Source organism: Peribacillus sp. ACCC06369 (assembly GCF_030348945.1).
Lineage (GTDB): Bacteria > Bacillota > Bacilli > Bacillales > DSM-1321 > Peribacillus.
The window spans coordinates 106,666-122,632 of record NZ_JAUCEN010000001.1 but is presented as its reverse complement, the minus strand read 5'-3'; the positions used below and the strand labels follow the sequence as shown (position 1 = coordinate 122,632).

Below are 15,967 nucleotides of genomic sequence, written 5' to 3'. Positions count from 1 at the left end.
GAACAAGGAACAAGTGTCTAGACACTTGTTCCTTGTTTAGGGGTGAATACATTGAAAAAGGTTTTTTGTATTGGTGAGACATTAATTGATTTTATTCCTATTCAAAAAGAAAGATCTTTAAAAGAGGTTACTAGTTTCGAACGTGTTGCCGGTGGAGCTCCTATGAACGTTGCGATTGCAATTGCAAAATATGGTGGGAATTCCGTCATGCTAACCAAGATAGCTAATGATAATTTTGGTGATTATTTAATGGATGTGCTTCGAGGAAATAATGTAGACACTTCCTATATTATTCGAAGCGATGAAGGGGAAACTGGATTAGCCTTTGTATCTGTAGATAATTTTGGAGAAAGAAGTTTTAATTTTTATCGAAAGAATACAGCTGATTTATTACTTTCACCAGATGAGGTGAAGTCAGAGTGGTTTAATCAAGGAGATCTTCTGCACTTTTGCTCAGTGGATTTAGTTGAAAGTCCAATGAAACAAACTCATATAAAAGTGATAGACAGATTTAATAAAATGGGTGGAATAGTAAGTTTTGACCCTAATGTCAGGCTTCCTTTATGGCCTGATGAAGAAAGCTGTCGGCGTACCATACTAAACTTCTTGCCTCTAGCTGATATTGTAAAAGTATCCGATGAAGAATTATATTTTATAACAAATATTAATAAGGAAAAAGAAGCGATTAAATCCCTTTTTGTCGGTAACGTGAAAGTAGTCGTATATACAAAAGGAAGCGATGGCGCAAATATTTATTTGAAAAATGGAGAGGAATATGAAGACAAAGGATTTAAAGTAATTGTTTCGGATACAACTGGGGCAGGTGATGCATTTATCGGAGGTTTCTTATCCGAACTAGTGTCACTTGAAATATCTAATGAAAATCTATGTGAAAGAGTGAGTGAAAATCATCAACGATTACTTACTTTTGCAAATGCAAGTGGAGCACTCACTGCTTCCGTAAAAGGAGCTATTCAGGCAGCACCTGGAAAACGACATGTATTAAATTTTATATCTACTCAACGGGCAGCAACAAAGAGGGGCGAGAATGGAAATCTGTAACAAGTTTTAAACTACCTTACTGTGATCATTATTTATAAGGCCAATCAATCTCATATATATGTATTCCGGTCAAAAAGGTCCAGGTGTAGGAATTATGATAAATGGAGACGTGGTGCGAGGAAGTTGCTTTTTTCTAAGGAGAGGTTTTATTCGTCCCTCGGTATGATGACCGAAATTTTCTGCAAGCTTCGGAAAATGGAAGTGGAACTAAAGAAGCAACTAGCCGTGAGGAAAATGAGATGGATTCAATTAGCTGTTTAGTAGGAGAGAAATACGGGAGTGAAGTTCAACAAAAGATAAAATAAATCTGCAATAGTGAACCTAATAAGAAGGGTTCCTTGTGAACTAACGAGTGCGTTAGCTGAAGATCGGAGCTATCTTTAAGGCAGCTTTTTCGTGCGCCCGGCATGGGTGCAATCTATAGGGTGTGAGTCCCGAGCCATGAAGGCAGTAGTAATGGTTAGCTTAATGCAAGGGTGTCCATGGTGACGTGGAATCTGAAGGAAGCAAGCGGCAAACCTCCGGTCTGAGGAACACGAACTTCATATAAGGCTAGGTATCATTGGATGAGTTTGCGAAACAAAACAAAGTCCTTACTGCCGAAGGTGGTACAGAGTAAATGAAGCAGATAGATGGAGGGAAAGATTGCACTCTTACCCGGGGAGGTCTGATGACAGCCAAGTACACTTGGTAACCTGTCCAGTGATGGACAGCTGAATCATCAGAAGTCAGCAGAGGTCATAGTACTTGTCTACTCGAGAAGATAAGGAAGGACCGAACAGATTAAGGAGGATGAATACTAGGCGTTCGTTATCTGCGAAGAAGCAAACAATTCCTAACGGAACTTATTTGAAGGAAGAAGTGGTGAATACACGGGGAACTTCAAAAGGGTGGAGCAGATAAAGGCACAAATAGACCATTTATCCACGTAGAAAGGATATCAACGATGTTAATGGAACAGATACTAGAGAGGGAAAACTTAATACAGGCATTGAAGCGTGTAGAAAGAAATAAGGGAAGCCATGGTGTAGATGGAATGCCGGTTCAAAACCTGAGACCGCACCTCGCAACTGAATGGTACAACATGAAAACTGCCCTTTTACAGGGTACCTATCAACCGCAGCCCGTCCGTCGTATCGAAATCCCGAAACCAAACGGCGGAGTTCGGCTATTGGGTATTCCAACCGTTCTAGACCGTTTCATTCAACAAGCCATTGCCCAAATATTAACCAGGATATATGACTCAACCTTTTCGGAGAATAGCTATGGTTTTCGCCCTAACAAACAAGGGCACCAGGCGGTTCGAAAGGCAAAGTCCTATATAACCGAAGGTTATACATGGGTAGTGGATATGGACTTGGAGAAGTTCTTCGATAAAGTGAATCATGACAAGCTCATGGGAATGTTAGAGCGGAAAATTGAAGATAAACGAGTTCTCAAACTGATTCGTAGATTCCTTCAAGCAGGCATTATGATAGGCGGACTTTTTCATAAAAGTGAGGAGGGAACTCCGCAAGGAGGTCCGTTAAGTCCTTTATTATCTAATATCATGTTAGACGATTTAGATAAAGAACTAGAGAAACGCAATCTTCGATTCGTAAGGTATGCGGATGACAGTACTATCTTTGTGAAGACACGAAAAGCCGCCAAACGTGCAATGGGAAATATCTCAAGCTTCATTGAAAATAAACTGAAGCTAAAGGTCAACTACGAGAAGTCGAAGTATGATCGCCCTTGGAACAGAACGTTTCTCGGTTTTAGTTTCACGAAGTCAAAGAAGAACCCGAAGGTTCTACTGGCTAAACAAACGGTGAAGAGAGTAAAGAAACGAATCAGGGAAATGACCTCGAGAAAATTACCGAAACCCATGAAACTCCGAATAAATAAGTTAAAGCAATACCTTAGAGGTTGGATGGGTTATTTCGCCCTCATTGATACTCCGAACGTTTTGAAGAATTTAGATTCATGGATTCGAAGAAGACTCAGGATGTGCCTATGGAAGCAATGGAAATTGCCAAGAACGAGAGTGAGGAAACTCAAAGGATTAGGCGCCCCATTTGGAAAAGCGTATGAATGGGGAAATAGCAGAAAGGGTTATTGGCGCATAGCGCATAGTCCTATTCTAGACAAAACCCTTAATAATGTTTATTGGCACCACCAAGGGTTAGTAAATCTATATGAACGATATACAAAACTACGTCAGACTTAAACTGAACCGCCGTATACCGAACGGTATGTACGGTGGTGTGAGAGGTCGGAGGCTAGGCGCCTCCTCCTACTCGATTTTATGCAACTATCGGTGCAACCCACTTACGAAAGGGGAATCCATATTGTTAAGTCTTAGTTCTATAAGAAGAAGTAAAAAAGTCGATTCCTTAACGTGAACTGACCCCCTAAAGTTAGACAGGTTATATCGTTAGGCATCCTGTTGGGCATGAGTTCGGTATTGTACCGGGCTCATGCCTTTTAATTTTGCCTTGATTCGTTTGTGATTATAGTATTCTATATATTTTGCTAGTTCTTGTTTAAAGTGTTCCACACTTTCAAATTCTTTTAGATAAAGAAGTTCCGATTTCATGATACCAAAGAAATTTTCCATAACAGCGTTATCGTAACAATTCCCTTTGCGAGACATACTTTGCGTAATGCCACGTTCCCTAAGGGCATCACGGAATTGTTTCATTTGATAATGCCAGCCTTGATCTGAATGAATAAGGAGAGTATCGTCGTCTGTTAAACGTTCAAAAGCTTGATCTAACATCGTTGAAATGAGTGAGTAGGTTGGTCTTGAACCGATTGTATACGTAATGATTTCTCCATTAAATAAGTCCAATATCGGCGATAAATATAGCTTTTCTCCAAATAATTTAAACTCTGTAATATCCGTAACCCATTTCTCATTTGGTTGTTCAGCTTTGAAATTGCGATCTAAAATATTTAGTGCAATCTTGCCCACAGTTCCTTTGTAAGAGCGATATTTTTTCATACCGACAAGACATTTTAGCCCTAGTTCTTTCATGATACGTTGCACCTTTTTGTGGTTTACTTTGTGTCCTCGATTTCTAAGTTCATCACGAATACGCCGGTAACCAAACCGACCTTCATGTTCATCGAAAACAGATTTAATCAATACTTTCAGTTCTGCATCTGCATCAGGACGACCGAAGTTTTTCACCCAATAGTAATACGTGCTACGCGGAATGTCTGCGAGCTGTATAAGTGCTTTCACCGAGAATGCATTCCTTAATTCATAGACTACTTGTGCTTTGTCTTGTTTGGTGATTTTTCCTTGTTTTGAACTAAGGCATTCAACTTTTTTAAATAGGCATTCTCCATACGTAAACGTTCATTCTCCGCCTGTAAAGCCTCTATTGATCCTTCATCGGGTAATTGAGAATTTGATGTCTTATTATTTTTATTTTTCATGGATGGACGCCCCTTTTTCTTTGATTGTAGGGCATCAAATCCATCTGTTTCATAAGCAACTTTCCATTTTCGAAGCGTTTCATAAGAAGGAATATTAAAATCGCTGCTGTTTTCCTGATAGACGTCCCTTGTTCGTTCATATAATTAAGTACATCTAGTTTAAACTGTGCAGGGTAGGGTGTATAGCGTTTTTCAAAAGCATCATCACCAAAAAGTTCAAATTGTTTAATCCACTGATGGAGTAAACTCGGATTAACACCAATAGATTTAGCAATGGTTTGTCCTCCCTCATTACCATCTATATATTGTCTTACTGCCTGTATTTTTTCTTCTGAAGAAAATCTCGCTATAAAAAAACTGCACCCCAATTGTTAGGTGTGTCTAACAATTGGGGTGCAGTTCACATAGAGGAGATCGACTTTTCAGGTTGGAATTTATTTAGCGTATATTTTCTAACAAACTTTCGGCAAATTTTCTCGGGTTGCGTTCATGTCGCAATTTTGCGATCAAATAAAGGTTTTCATATCCAGTCAGTACACCGTCAATGGTGGAATTCTGAGAACTAAAAAAAAGCCGATTACATCCTTAACGTGGTGAAAATTGGCTATTTTTGTATCCAGATCCCCTTAACGTTGTAAATTCGCGTTTTGCTGAAGGTACCCCATTGCCATCAAGTTAAAGTTTTGTAGTACCCCCAGAACGAAATTTTGGACTTTCTTGTAACTTATACTCAATTTATCGTTTTGGAGGTGACCTATTTTCGCGGCTTGATGGGCATGTGGCGGTACCCCTTTGTTCAAAAATGGGTCATTCCATCGCCTTTTATCCAATCCAATTAATTCAGGATTCATAAGATAAAGTAATGTTTTGTGAAAAGGAGGATAAAAAATTGGGTAAGGATAAAAAAGATAAAAAATGTAAAGATTGTGGACATAGCAAATGCAAATGCGATCATAACAAATGTAAGGATTGCGGACATAGTCAATGCAAATGTGATTCTAAACAAGAACAAAAGGTCGAGCAAAACGTTAATGTGGAAGTAAACGTATCTGATAATGATAAAAAAGGACCACAAGGGCCTCAAGGACCACAAGGGCCTCAAGGACCACAAGGGCCTCAAGGACCACAAGGGCCTCAAGGACCACAAGGCGATCAAGGACCGCAAGGGCCTCAAGGACCACAAGGGCCTCAAGGACCACAAGGCGATCAAGGACCGCAAGGGCCTCAAGGACCACAAGGGCCTCAAGGACCACAAGGGCCTCAAGGACCACAAGGGCCTCAAGGACCACAAGGCGATCAAGGACCGCAAGGGCCTCAAGGACCACAAGGCGATCAAGGACCGCAAGGGCCTCAAGGACCACAAGGCGATCAAGGACCTCAAGGACCACAAGGCGACCAAGGCCCACAAGGCCCGCAAGGCGACCAAGGACCACAAGGCCCGCAAGGCGACCAAGGCCCGCAAGGCGACCAAGGCCCGCAAGGTGACCAAGGCCCGCAAGGCGACCAAGGCCCACAAGGCGACCAAGGCCCACAAGGCGACCAAGGCCCACAAGGCGACCAAGGCCCACAAGGCGACCAAGGCCCACAAGGCGACCAAGGCCCACAAGGCGACCAAGGCCCACAAGGCGACCAAGGCCCACAAGGCGACCAAGGCCCGCAAGGCGACCAAGGCCCACAAGGCGACCAAGGCCCGCAAGGATTCCAAGGCCCACAAGGCGACCAAGGCCCGCAAGGATTCCAAGGCCCACAAGGCGACCAAGGCCCACAAGGATTCCAAGGTCCACAAGGCGACCAAGGCCCACAAGGCGACCAAGGCCCACAAGGCGACCAAGGCCCGCAAGGCGACCAAGGCCCACAAGGCGACCAAGGACCGCAAGGATTCCAAGGCCCACAAGGCGACCAAGGACCGCAAGGATTCCAAGGCCCACAAGGTGAATGTGAATGTATTTCGAGATATTGTAACGTTTTTCGTACTGACTCCCAAGGAGATGTAGATCCAAATGAACCAGTAATATTTGATACAGAAGGTGTTTGTACAGAAGGCTTCGTACATGCGGAACCAACATTCGATACAATTACAGTAACTAATGCAGGAGATTATTTAATAAATTATAGCGTAATTTTTAGAAATGATGGTGGTATACCTGTTTCTCCAACAGAAGGGGCTTACGGCGTGCAGGTAAGTACCGATGGTGGTGCGACATTCGCAACATTAGTAGCTAGTAGGTTTGGTATAGGAGTTGATCTACCGTCAGCTTCGCCTTTAAATACTAATCTTCAAGTAAATGGAGAATTTATCGCTTCGTTAGATGCGGGTGATCAAATCCGTCTTGTCAATATTGGTACTTCAGAGCATCATTTAGCAAATAGTATTGATGGAGCTACTGTCAATAGTGCTGCATTAACAATTGTACAATTAGATAGTACGGCATAAAATATTTTTAGAAGAAGCTGTTCAAAGACCGAATAAGGTTTTTGAACAGCTTTTCTCTTTTTAACAGGCAATCGGTTTAAAAAATAATACATTGTTTATTGTAAAATAACCTGACTGGAGGAACAGGAATGAAAGGGATTATTTAAGCAGGTGACGACCAACCTTTTCTCTTTCGAGCAGAGGGAAGAAGAAGTCGAGGTGACTTCAGAAGAAAAACGAGCGGAGAACACCCTACGTATCAAGGAGTCGGAGATTTTCTGGGGTGAGGTATTCCTGCATGATATTTCCCCGTACTTGATGGATGAAGAGTTGACGGGCGAGGATTTACTGGTGATTTTGTTTATGGACTTTCTGAAAAGGATTAAAGAAAAGGGGAAATCAAGCCAAGCCATGAAGGTCATTTTATTGAACTTTGAGGATTACTTTTGATAAGCGGTCAAAAAATTAGGCACAGAAAGGATATTTCACAACTATCCTTTTATTAAAGATCTTTTTCACTGAGGTTCAAGGGTGATGAAATCCTGGGATTAAGCGAGTATTTGTAACGCTACTACTTCCGAATTCATTTATAAGGATCTCTTTCGATTTTCACGTAGTGAATAAGGTGCAATTGAATTTGAACATCGAAGGGATATAAGTTTTGATGGGGATATTTTTGAATCATTACAAGAGCGGTATCTAAACAGGTTTGCTCTTTTTGTGTGATTGAAATAAAGTTTTCCGCGGTCTGTACGGGATGTCTTTATGCTAGTTAGCGATGTGCTACATGCAGGTGAGGCGTATAAAATTTGGAGGCAAGAGTAAGCTAACATACGTATATAAGCTGCCACGGGAGGTGAATAAGTATGAGTAATGATGCAAGAGGTTCTAAAAAAAATAAACGAAATGATGCAAACCATGTGAATGCTGAGACGAAAGCCAACCAAAGACGAATTTCAGAAAAGAATAACCAAGAGAATAATGATAAGAAAGAATAATGGGAAGGTTCAGTAGGGACTGATTTTTTTTGATTCCACTATAAATTTCTTCTCATATAACAAATAAAGAATATAGAAAAAAATTTTTACTAGAGAACGGATATATCGACATCAGTTCTCTTTATTGATTTATCACTCGAAAAAGAAGGTCATATTCAAGACTATGAACCTCGTTAGAATATATAATATTAAAAGTGATCTCTATAAATATAAGATAGTTTCCTTTTGTCCTAGAGTTACTGCCTAATCGAAACCATCTTTTACATAAGCTCTAGATTTATGATAAGGAAGAGAGTGTGGAAAATTATAGTATTAATCTTTGCGTAAAATATACATTTTACGAATAAATGGACATGGGAATGAATGTTTGGTATAATCTTCATATTATATTAAGGGAGCGTGTCTTATGTATACAGAAATGTTTCAAACCATTCAAGATACTCTCATAAAAAAAGTAGATCCCGTTTTCATTATTATTTTTGGTTCTTATGCAAAAAACTCTACACATAAAGAAAGTGATATTGATATTGCTTTCTACAGCGAAAATCAATCCCTTACTACATATGAAGTTTTTCAGCTGGCACAGGAATTAGCAGATATTCTGAAAATTGAGGTGGATTTGGTCAATATCCGTACAGCATCCACGGTGTTTAAAGCCCAGATATATACTACCGGTACAATTATATATTCAGCGAACGACACTCTTCTTAAAAACCAACAAATGACTGCTCTTAGCATGTACGCTAAATTGAATGAGGAACGCGAAAGTATCTTAAAAAAAATAGAAGAAAGTGGGACCATTTATAAAGAATGATGTCATTTTGAACAAAATCAGGTTTATGCCAACGATGCTGGATGTCTAAAAGACAAGACTCGATCATACCTCAATATTCAAAGGGTATGTGAAGCGTCAATTGACTTGGCTATGCATATTGTAGCTGAACAGAAATTGGGATTGCCTCAGCAGATATGCGTTTGATATGCTTCCCAAGGCTTTAATTAATGACGAAAAAACGGCCAAACGCTGAAAGGCTATGTTGGGTTTCAGGAACATTGCAGTTCATGATTACCAGACGGTGAATTTAGACATTTTACAGCAAATTGTTGAAAACCATCTAGGAGATTTTATCGACTATACATAACAAATCCTTAAATTATGATAAAGGGGTTTTATGATGAAATACATAATACGAGTTTTTGATCTCCATACGAAAAAAGAAACTATCAAGTTAGATGAAGTTTTTGAAACGAAAGATGCTGCTGAAGCTGCTATCGAAAAGCTTAAACTTCAATATCCAGAAAAATATGAATATGTGAAAGTTCCTGTGAAATGTTGACTTTTACGTTAGGTATTTAACAACACATAATATTATTATGTAAACATCTTTGCGTAAAAATTGAATTTTACGCAAAAATCAACTTAAAAGGAGTCGACCAATGGCTAACACCAGACAACATCAAGTGCATGAGCAGAAGTTGGAACAGCTGGTTAAGTCCATGCCTTTCTATATCGTTGAATATGTTGACAATAAATTGGATACCCGGTCCCCTTCCACCCTCTTGAATTACGTTCTTGATTATAAATTATTTTTGGAGTGGCTGATAGCTGAAGGCATTGCTGAGCAGGAGTATATTAAGGATATCCCTTTGACAGTGCTGGAAAAGTTGAAGTTGATTGAAGCCCAATCCTTTATAAAATTTTTGGAACGGAGAAATATCCCTATCAATAAGAAGGAAACAAAAAAAGCGGAAAAAGTATCCGTCAACCGGAAAATTTCAGCATTACGTTCCCTTTTCAAGTATTTAACGACACAGACAGAAAATGACGACGGCGAACCTTACTTCTACCGAAATGTCATGTTGAAAATTGAAGTGAATAAAGTGAAAGAGACTTTGGGGGCGCGGGCTTCCAGAATATCGACAAAGATTTTCCACAATGATGAGGATGCTCGGTTTCTTGAATTCGTGAAGCATAACTATGAAAAGGAACTACCTGAAAAGTCCAGGAAACTCATTTATTTTAAAAGGGACAAGGAACGTGATTTTGCGATCGTATCCCTCTTCTTAGGAAGCGGAATTCGGGTGAACGAGTTATCCAACTTAAGGCTACGAGACTTGGATTTCGAGGAAAAACAAATACATGTTTTACGTAAGGGTGGAAAAAAGGATGTTGTGGCAGTCTCTCCTCCGTCTATGCAGGACATAAAAGACTACCTAGCTATACGAACGGAGCGTTATAGCGGATCAAACGATGATGATGCTTATGTATTCTTGACTAGGGTGAATGATGGAGCGATCCCTCTCTCCAATCGTGCCATCGAGGCCCTAGTTAAGAAATATACGAAGGCATTTAAGACCAATAAATCGATGTCCCCACACAAACTTAGACATACCTATGGGACGAACTTAATGGAGCAGTCAGGAGACATCCATTTACTGATGACTCAACTTGGTCACACTTCAACTACCACGGCTGCCCTATACACAAACCCTGAGCAGGAGAAGGCTAAAAAGGCTGCGAAACAGCTGGGAGAGAGAAGAACCAATTATCGTGAAAAGGATTAAATGAAAAAGGAGAAGATTTCTTTATTATTTTAATTAGAATGTATAGCCAATAAGGGTAGACCTATAATTCAGGACGACTTGCTTTATAAAAATGCCCCTCTCGATTATGAGAAGGGCATTCTTTACGAAGTTTGACCATGACAATAAAAAATTCACCCAAAATCAATCACGGACCAACTCAACGCAAGCAAGGAGATTACAACATACAACTCGTGAAAGCAAAAAATAGAAACGTGCCTATTTAGACACGTTTTTCATATGTTAGGACCATCCTGTATTTTAATTCGCATACAAGCGATATTGGTCGCTTAATGTATCTCCATTACCGTAAATATAGGCTTTAGAGCCGGATGTATAGGAAGAATTGTCATACTTCCATTTGATTCTGAGACCCATGTTTCCGCCTGCTCCATAAGTTTCATTGCCATTCTTCTTAATGTATTGTGAGAAGCTATCCCACGTCCGAGGGCCAACCACACCATCAACTTTCAGGTTGTTTTCTTTTTGATATTTCTTTACACCCGCTTCGGTTTTCGGCCCAAAAATCCCATCAACATCAACCACTGCTGAATCCGTATAAAAACCCAAGACATTCAGGATATACTGCATATTTCTGACCTCTACCCCATGAGTGTCCTTCCGCAAAATAGAGTTTTTATCCCAGCTTTCTGGGTGGTGAAAACCTCCAGCAGATGCTGAAGCGGTGGAAAAAGATATCCCTAGGGCCATTACTAATAATACCAAACTAGTAAGTAATTTCTTAATACCGCCATCTCCCTCTTTTTTTGTGCCTCCACACTACCTTACTATTTCCCCTCCTATTTTATATTCCCCTTCCTACCAATGTCCTGTTTTGAACTAAACAAACAGTGTCACTTGAAGGACCGGTTTTATTGTAAGCTTGAACAAATAATTTAATCCTCATAATTAATAGAAACGTAAAATAATAGTAGTAAATACATTTTTTTCGGGAGGTTTCCTTAACTAACTTCCCCGTTTGTTCGATAAAAAAGCGATTCTTACTAATAAATCGCGACCGATTGTTGAAGATCTTCCCAGAACATCAGTAAATCCGTTTCTCTCTCGTAGTAATGAGCATTTTCAGCATTCTGATCTATTTTGAAAACAAATTAACTTGGTGTTTAGGAGAGGATAAAGAAAAAAACGGGGTTGAATAATCATTACATTTTCAAACAATTCCTATAATGATTTTTTGAGGTTTATATGTTATTAACACCCAAGATTTTACTTATGAGTACTGCTGGATTACAAAAAAGTGCTTATGACACTTCAAAGTGCGTACTTCTCAAGTGTGGTTCCTTGATGCAAAATAATAGTGAACTAAGCACAGTATAGAAGGAGCTGGAACACTATGAATAATGTACCTCAAACACGCACACGCAAAGTCGCCTTGGTCGTAGGCGCAAATGGTGTCATCGGTCGTAACCTCATTAATCACCTAATTACCCTCCCTGATTGGGACGTGATTGGCGTATCACGTCGAGGCGGAGATTCTGACGGCCGTGTCCGGTACGTGGCTGCGGATTTACTCAATATTGACGACACCCGCGAGAAGCTAGGCTGTTTAACTGAGGTAACACATATCTTCTATGCCGCCTATCAGGACCGTCCAACTTGGGCCGAACTTGTTCCTCCCAACCTCGCCATGCTAGTGAACACCGTAGAGGCGATCGAACCAATCGCCTCTGGCTTAATACATGTCAGTTTGATGCAAGGTTACAAGGTATACGGAGCACATCTCGGCCCATTCAAGACCCCTGCTCGTGAGACAGATGCTAATCATATGCCGCCCGAGTTCAATGTTGATCAGCAAGATTTCTTAGAACAAAGGCAAAAAGGTAAGGCTTGGACTTGGTCGGCGCTCCGTCCTTCTGTAGTCTGTGGCTTCTCGCTTGGAAATCCGATGAACCTCGCCATGGTTATTGCGATCTACGCCTCAATTTCGAAGGAGCTTGGACTTCCGCTGCGGTTTCCCGGCAAGCCTGGTGCTTACGACAGTCTCTTGGAGATGACGGATGCGGGGCTTCTTGCGAAGGCAACGGTATGGGCGGCGACTGAAGAACGTTGTGCCAATCAGGCATTTAACATCACGAACGGTGATCTGTTCCGGTGGAATGAATTATGGCCGAAGATAGCTCACTATTTCGGCTTGGAGACGGCGCCTCCGCTGCAGATGTCACTGGACGTTGTCATGGCGGACAAGGAGCCACTTTGGAACAAAATGGTCGATAATCATGGACTTGCTGGTCATTCCTATAAAGACCTATCATCCTGGAAATTCGGTGATTTCGTGTTCTCTTGGGATTACGATTTCTTCGCCGACGGAACTAAGGCCCGTCGCTTTGGTTTTCACGAATACGTCGATACCGAAGCGATGTTTATGAACATCTTCGACGACTTTCGGAAACGCAAAGTCATCCCATAAACGCATAGCGGGCCTTGTATACAAGGCCCGCTTCTTATATGTTCTGTACGTCTTCAAGCTGTGGATTGGCCAGAAGGGTAGCCCTTCCTCTGTACTTTCTCTCTATATGCGAATCCCCCCACCTACACATCAGATGCAGGATCTCCTTTAGACTCCAGCCGTAGTCTGTCAACTCATACTCGACTTTTGGTGGAACCTGATTATACGAAATGCGTAAGACGACACCTTCCTCCTTTAGCTCCCGAAGTTGCTGAGTTAACATTTTTTGAGTAATTTCGGGTATCAAGCTTTTCAATTCATTGTTACGTTTCTTGCCAAATGTTAGATGAAAGAGAATCACAGGTTTCCACTTTCCTCCAATCACCTCTAAAGTTGCCTCTACCGCAGTGTTGTAAATCTTATCAGGGTTCTTCATTACACACCTTGGCTCCCTTCTCCTAATAGTTTGACACAGGTCACTGGTAAACATCCGATGAATTGGAGACATTAAACGTCCGTCTGTGAACATTATAACTGCAAGCAAAATATTGCGCTATCCAGCCTACGTTAATTGTAAAACTAATAGTTCGGTTACTTACGAATAATCCCTTCTTTTATTCAAGAATATCGCCATTTAACAAAGATCAAACAGCACTCTTCAGCTAACCTGTCCCGTTAGCCATCCATGAAGCGCAAAAATCAGCGCTTCACCACAGAGAATGAAAATTAGTCTCTATGTCTATAATGTTTTAATGGCTGGCGAAGAAGGTCGTTGAACTATGGTGCCTTTGAGCCCATCCGTTAGTCTGACTCCGACGACCACGGTGTACCACCGACTGTCGCGCCCTTTATGGGTAGCACTCATGGGAGATTAATCCTTTTTTGGTCGTCGCGCTAGCCTCTACCTAATTTAAGTATGATTGGAGGTTTTTGTTTAACGATTTACCAAACTCAATCAGATCACTCATAAGGCTCAGCCTTTTTTAAAAAGCGTTTTTACTGAGTCTATTTTGTTGTGGTTTTTTCTAGATTTTGTGCTTTTTTAATTTTCATGGGAGTTCCATAAGGGGTCCCGCCACATTTCAACGAAAATATACACTAAGCCTTCGGATGTGACCGGCTTAGCGTTTTTCTTACTCTAAGCCCAATAGTCCGGGCGGTATAACCCGAACACCAGTCACTCAACCTCTTGTTGTTTCAGCGGTCGTAATGAATCGCGAGACGAATTTTGCCTGAAATTGAATTTGTATTCGCCTAAGAAATTGATATGTTCCCATCCAATATGGTTTAGTAGTTCTTCCTGAAGTTTACCTTGCTTTTTGCGGTGTTTTGTTGCTTGCTCAGCGTGTTCCAAACACTAATCGCATTGATGATAATGTTTAATGCACTTGCCCGTTGGAGTTGATCTTGTAACGCACGTTCTCGCAGCTCGACATGTTTGTATCCTTTGAGCATATAATCAGCTCGATTCTCCGCTTTACCACTATTTATGATACGGTCCCCGAATAAAACATAATAAAATGGTTAATTTTGAACACAAAGTATTCATATCTATATAGCATTTTCCAACAATCTTGTTGTGGGTTATATTTTTTCCTCAACATTGACTTCATTCAAAAAGCTTATTTTGGATAGCTAATGATTGGATTTGAGTCAATATTTTGGACACTAAAAAGTTAAATCTTAAGCTGTATTCCTAATTCGATCTTCAATGGCTTGTGGGGTTTGATAACCCAAGCTGCTGTGAATTCTTTTTCGGTTATACCAACCTTCAATAAATTGGAACATCGCTAATTTAGCTGTTTGATAGTCTAGATATTGTACGTGGTTGACTTCTTCCTTCTTTAATAGGGCATGAAAGGATTCAATACAGGCATTATCGTACGGGCAACCTTTCTGACTAAAGGATTGCTTAATATGATGGTTTTGGATATGTTGAGTAAACTCACTGCTTGTATATTGTGAGCCAAGATCGGTATGAAGAACTAAGCCCTCCGAGGGCTTTTGTGATAGGTGTGCGTTATTGAAAGCTTTTATGACCAGTTCTGTCGTCATTGAACGAGAAAATGAATACCCTACTATTTTCTTAGAATGAAGGTCTAATACCGAAGCTAAATAACACCATCCGTCTTTTAACGTATGGATATACGTAATATCTGCTACCCATTTCTCATTAATGGTCTGAGTAGTGAAGTCTCGTTTTAACAAATTATCCAATTGAATAACCTTTTCTTTAGATGGATAGGGACGGTATTTTTTCTTAGTAATAGAACGAATTCTCGCCTTGCTCATTAAGCGTTGAACACGCTTTAGACTTAGGGAAAACCCTTTGGTTAATAAGCTTTCATGAATCTTTGGAGCCCCATATCGTCCCTTGCTTTCCAGGTAAATGAGATGAATTTCCTTCGTGATTTCTTGGTTTTCCTGTTCGCGATTTGATACGACTATTTGAAGGGACTGATAATGGCTGCTTCTTGGGATTTCTAGTATTTCACACATCTTCTGTACGGGATATTGTTTCTTGTGTTCCTCAATAAATTCGGTAAGATCTGTTTCGGTTACTTTTTCGCGAATATGGCCATAGCCTTTTTTAAGATTTCAACTTCTTGCTTTAACCGAAGGTTTTCCTTTTGAATGGCGGCTAATTCCTTTGGAGTCATGGACTCTTCCCCTAAACCGATTGGAGTAAATTCTTTAACCCATTTATAAATGGTAACTTCTGATACGCCATATTCGCCGCTTAATTCTTTGACCGAATTACCCGAGTGATAAAGATCTACAATAGTCTTCTTGAATTCATTATTGTTTTTTTTACCTGTATTCTTACGTTCCAAGACGGACACATCCTCTCAAAAATCATTGTAAGGACTTAACTAAAATGTGTCCATGAAACTATACTAACTCCATGATAAATTACTTATTTCCTGCTTCAGTTAAATTAAATAAATTTTTTATAAAACTATTCAAATTTAGACTTTTATAAAGCATCTCTATTATGGAATCCTGTTTTGTCCAAACTCACTTATTCCTTTTCCATATACTAATAAAAAAAGGAGGTGAGAAAGTGGGTAAAAATAA

Annotated in this window: 13 protein-coding genes and 4 pseudogenes; 12 read left to right on the top strand and 5 right to left on the bottom strand. The window is 40.3% G+C overall.

Annotated features, from left to right (window positions below; translation table 11 throughout):
- Positions 1-51: 51 nt before the first annotated feature.
- From QUF78_RS00600 to ltrA, 3 genes and pseudogenes are all read left to right on the top strand, one after another.
- Positions 52-1,062, top strand: coding sequence for a carbohydrate kinase family protein (locus QUF78_RS00600; RefSeq protein ID WP_289323230.1), 1,011 nt, complete (start codon positions 52-54; stop codon positions 1,060-1,062).
- A 46-nt stretch (positions 1,063-1,108) separates the two neighbouring features.
- Positions 1,109-1,257: pseudogene (locus QUF78_RS27945) on the top strand (ROK family transcriptional regulator); the annotation flags it as partial.
- 751 nt (positions 1,258-2,008) lie between these two features.
- Positions 2,009-3,271, top strand: a complete 1,263-nt coding sequence (ltrA, locus tag QUF78_RS00595; protein WP_289323229.1) for a group II intron reverse transcriptase/maturase — start codon at positions 2,009-2,011, stop codon at positions 3,269-3,271.
- 207 nt (positions 3,272-3,478) lie between these two features.
- Here ltrA and QUF78_RS00590 read toward each other — a convergent pair.
- A pseudogene (locus tag QUF78_RS00590) lies at positions 3,479-4,838 on the bottom strand (IS3 family transposase).
- Between the two features lie 705 nt (positions 4,839-5,543).
- Between QUF78_RS00590 and QUF78_RS00585 the strand changes: the two are divergent.
- The 8 genes and pseudogenes from QUF78_RS00585 to xerS all read left to right on the top strand — a co-directional run bounded on the left by QUF78_RS00585 (position 5,544) and on the right by xerS (position 10,464).
- Entirely contained in the window at positions 5,544-6,482 is a 939-nt protein-coding gene (locus QUF78_RS00585) for a hypothetical protein (RefSeq protein WP_289323228.1), read from the top strand.
- Between the two features lie 179 nt (positions 6,483-6,661).
- Entirely contained in the window at positions 6,662-6,922 is a 261-nt protein-coding gene (locus tag QUF78_RS00580; protein WP_289323227.1) for a hypothetical protein, read from the top strand.
- 150 nt (positions 6,923-7,072) lie between these two features.
- A complete protein-coding gene (locus QUF78_RS00575) occupies positions 7,073-7,351 on the top strand; it encodes a hypothetical protein (RefSeq protein WP_289323226.1) in 279 nt (92 codons plus the stop codon).
- Between the two features lie 416 nt (positions 7,352-7,767).
- Positions 7,768-7,899: a hypothetical protein gene (locus QUF78_RS00570; RefSeq protein ID WP_289323225.1), complete on the top strand. Its 132-nt coding sequence runs from the start codon at positions 7,768-7,770 to the stop codon at positions 7,897-7,899.
- A 406-nt stretch (positions 7,900-8,305) separates the two neighbouring features.
- Complete coding sequence (gene mntA / locus QUF78_RS00565; protein ID WP_289323224.1) at positions 8,306-8,713, top strand: type VII toxin-antitoxin system MntA family adenylyltransferase antitoxin; 408 nt, start codon at positions 8,306-8,308, stop codon at positions 8,711-8,713.
- A pseudogene (gene hepT, locus QUF78_RS00560) lies at positions 8,703-9,041 on the top strand (type VII toxin-antitoxin system HepT family RNase toxin). Before mntA ends, hepT begins: the two are co-directional and overlap by 11 nt.
- Positions 9,042-9,074: 33 nt before the next feature.
- Positions 9,075-9,236, top strand: coding sequence for a hypothetical protein (locus QUF78_RS00555; protein ID WP_289318884.1), 162 nt, complete (start codon positions 9,075-9,077; stop codon positions 9,234-9,236).
- Positions 9,237-9,336: 100 nt separating this feature from the next.
- Complete coding sequence (xerS, locus tag QUF78_RS00550; RefSeq protein WP_289323223.1) at positions 9,337-10,464, top strand: tyrosine recombinase XerS; 1,128 nt, start codon at positions 9,337-9,339, stop codon at positions 10,462-10,464.
- Positions 10,465-10,743: 279 nt separating this feature from the next.
- Here xerS and QUF78_RS00545 read toward each other — a convergent pair whose 3' ends face one another.
- Positions 10,744-11,208: a peptidoglycan-binding domain-containing protein gene (locus tag QUF78_RS00545; RefSeq protein WP_289323222.1), complete on the bottom strand. Its 465-nt coding sequence runs from the start codon at positions 11,206-11,208 to the stop codon at positions 10,744-10,746.
- A 628-nt stretch (positions 11,209-11,836) separates the two neighbouring features.
- Here QUF78_RS00545 and QUF78_RS00540 point away from each other — a divergent pair.
- Positions 11,837-12,910 (top strand): SDR family oxidoreductase, encoded by a 1,074-nt coding sequence (locus QUF78_RS00540; RefSeq protein WP_289323221.1) that lies wholly within the window; start codon positions 11,837-11,839, stop codon positions 12,908-12,910.
- Positions 12,911-12,944: 34 nt separating this feature from the next.
- Here the strand turns inward: QUF78_RS00540 and QUF78_RS00535 are convergent, their stop codons facing one another.
- The 3 genes and pseudogenes from QUF78_RS00535 to QUF78_RS00525 all read right to left on the bottom strand — a co-directional run bounded on the left by QUF78_RS00535 (position 12,945) and on the right by QUF78_RS00525 (position 15,723).
- Positions 12,945-13,325 carry a winged helix-turn-helix transcriptional regulator gene (locus tag QUF78_RS00535; RefSeq protein WP_289323220.1) on the bottom strand — a complete coding sequence of 127 codons (381 nt, stop codon included), beginning with the start codon at positions 13,323-13,325 and terminating at the stop codon, positions 12,945-12,947.
- A 741-nt stretch (positions 13,326-14,066) separates the two neighbouring features.
- A pseudogene (locus tag QUF78_RS00530) lies at positions 14,067-14,386 on the bottom strand (Tn3 family transposase); the annotation flags it as partial.
- A 186-nt stretch (positions 14,387-14,572) separates the two neighbouring features.
- Positions 14,573-15,723 (bottom strand): IS3 family transposase gene (locus QUF78_RS00525; RefSeq protein WP_289323219.1). Its coding sequence is split into 2 segments (ribosomal slippage): positions 14,573-15,474 and positions 15,474-15,723, totalling 1,152 coding nucleotides; the frame shifts between segments, so codons are not numbered across the junction.
- Between the last annotated feature and the right edge of the window lie 244 nt (positions 15,724-15,967).

Coding starts and splice junctions, on each gene's coding strand:
- ltrA (WP_289323229.1), top strand. CDS start 2,009: ATGTTAATGGAACAGATACTAGAGAGGGAAAACTTAATACAGGCATTG.
- QUF78_RS00585 (WP_289323228.1), top strand. CDS start 5,544: ATGATAAAAAAGGACCACAAGGGCCTCAAGGACCACAAGGGCCTCAAG.
- QUF78_RS00570 (WP_289323225.1), top strand. CDS start 7,768: ATGAGTAATGATGCAAGAGGTTCTAAAAAAAATAAACGAAATGATGCA.
- mntA (WP_289323224.1), top strand. CDS start 8,306: ATGTATACAGAAATGTTTCAAACCATTCAAGATACTCTCATAAAAAAA.
- QUF78_RS00555 (WP_289318884.1), top strand. CDS start 9,075: ATGAAATACATAATACGAGTTTTTGATCTCCATACGAAAAAAGAAACT.
- xerS (WP_289323223.1), top strand. CDS start 9,337: ATGGCTAACACCAGACAACATCAAGTGCATGAGCAGAAGTTGGAACAG.
- QUF78_RS00540 (WP_289323221.1), top strand. CDS start 11,837: ATGAATAATGTACCTCAAACACGCACACGCAAAGTCGCCTTGGTCGTA.
- QUF78_RS00535 (WP_289323220.1), bottom strand. CDS start 13,325: ATGAAGAACCCTGATAAGATTTACAACACTGCGGTAGAGGCAACTTTA.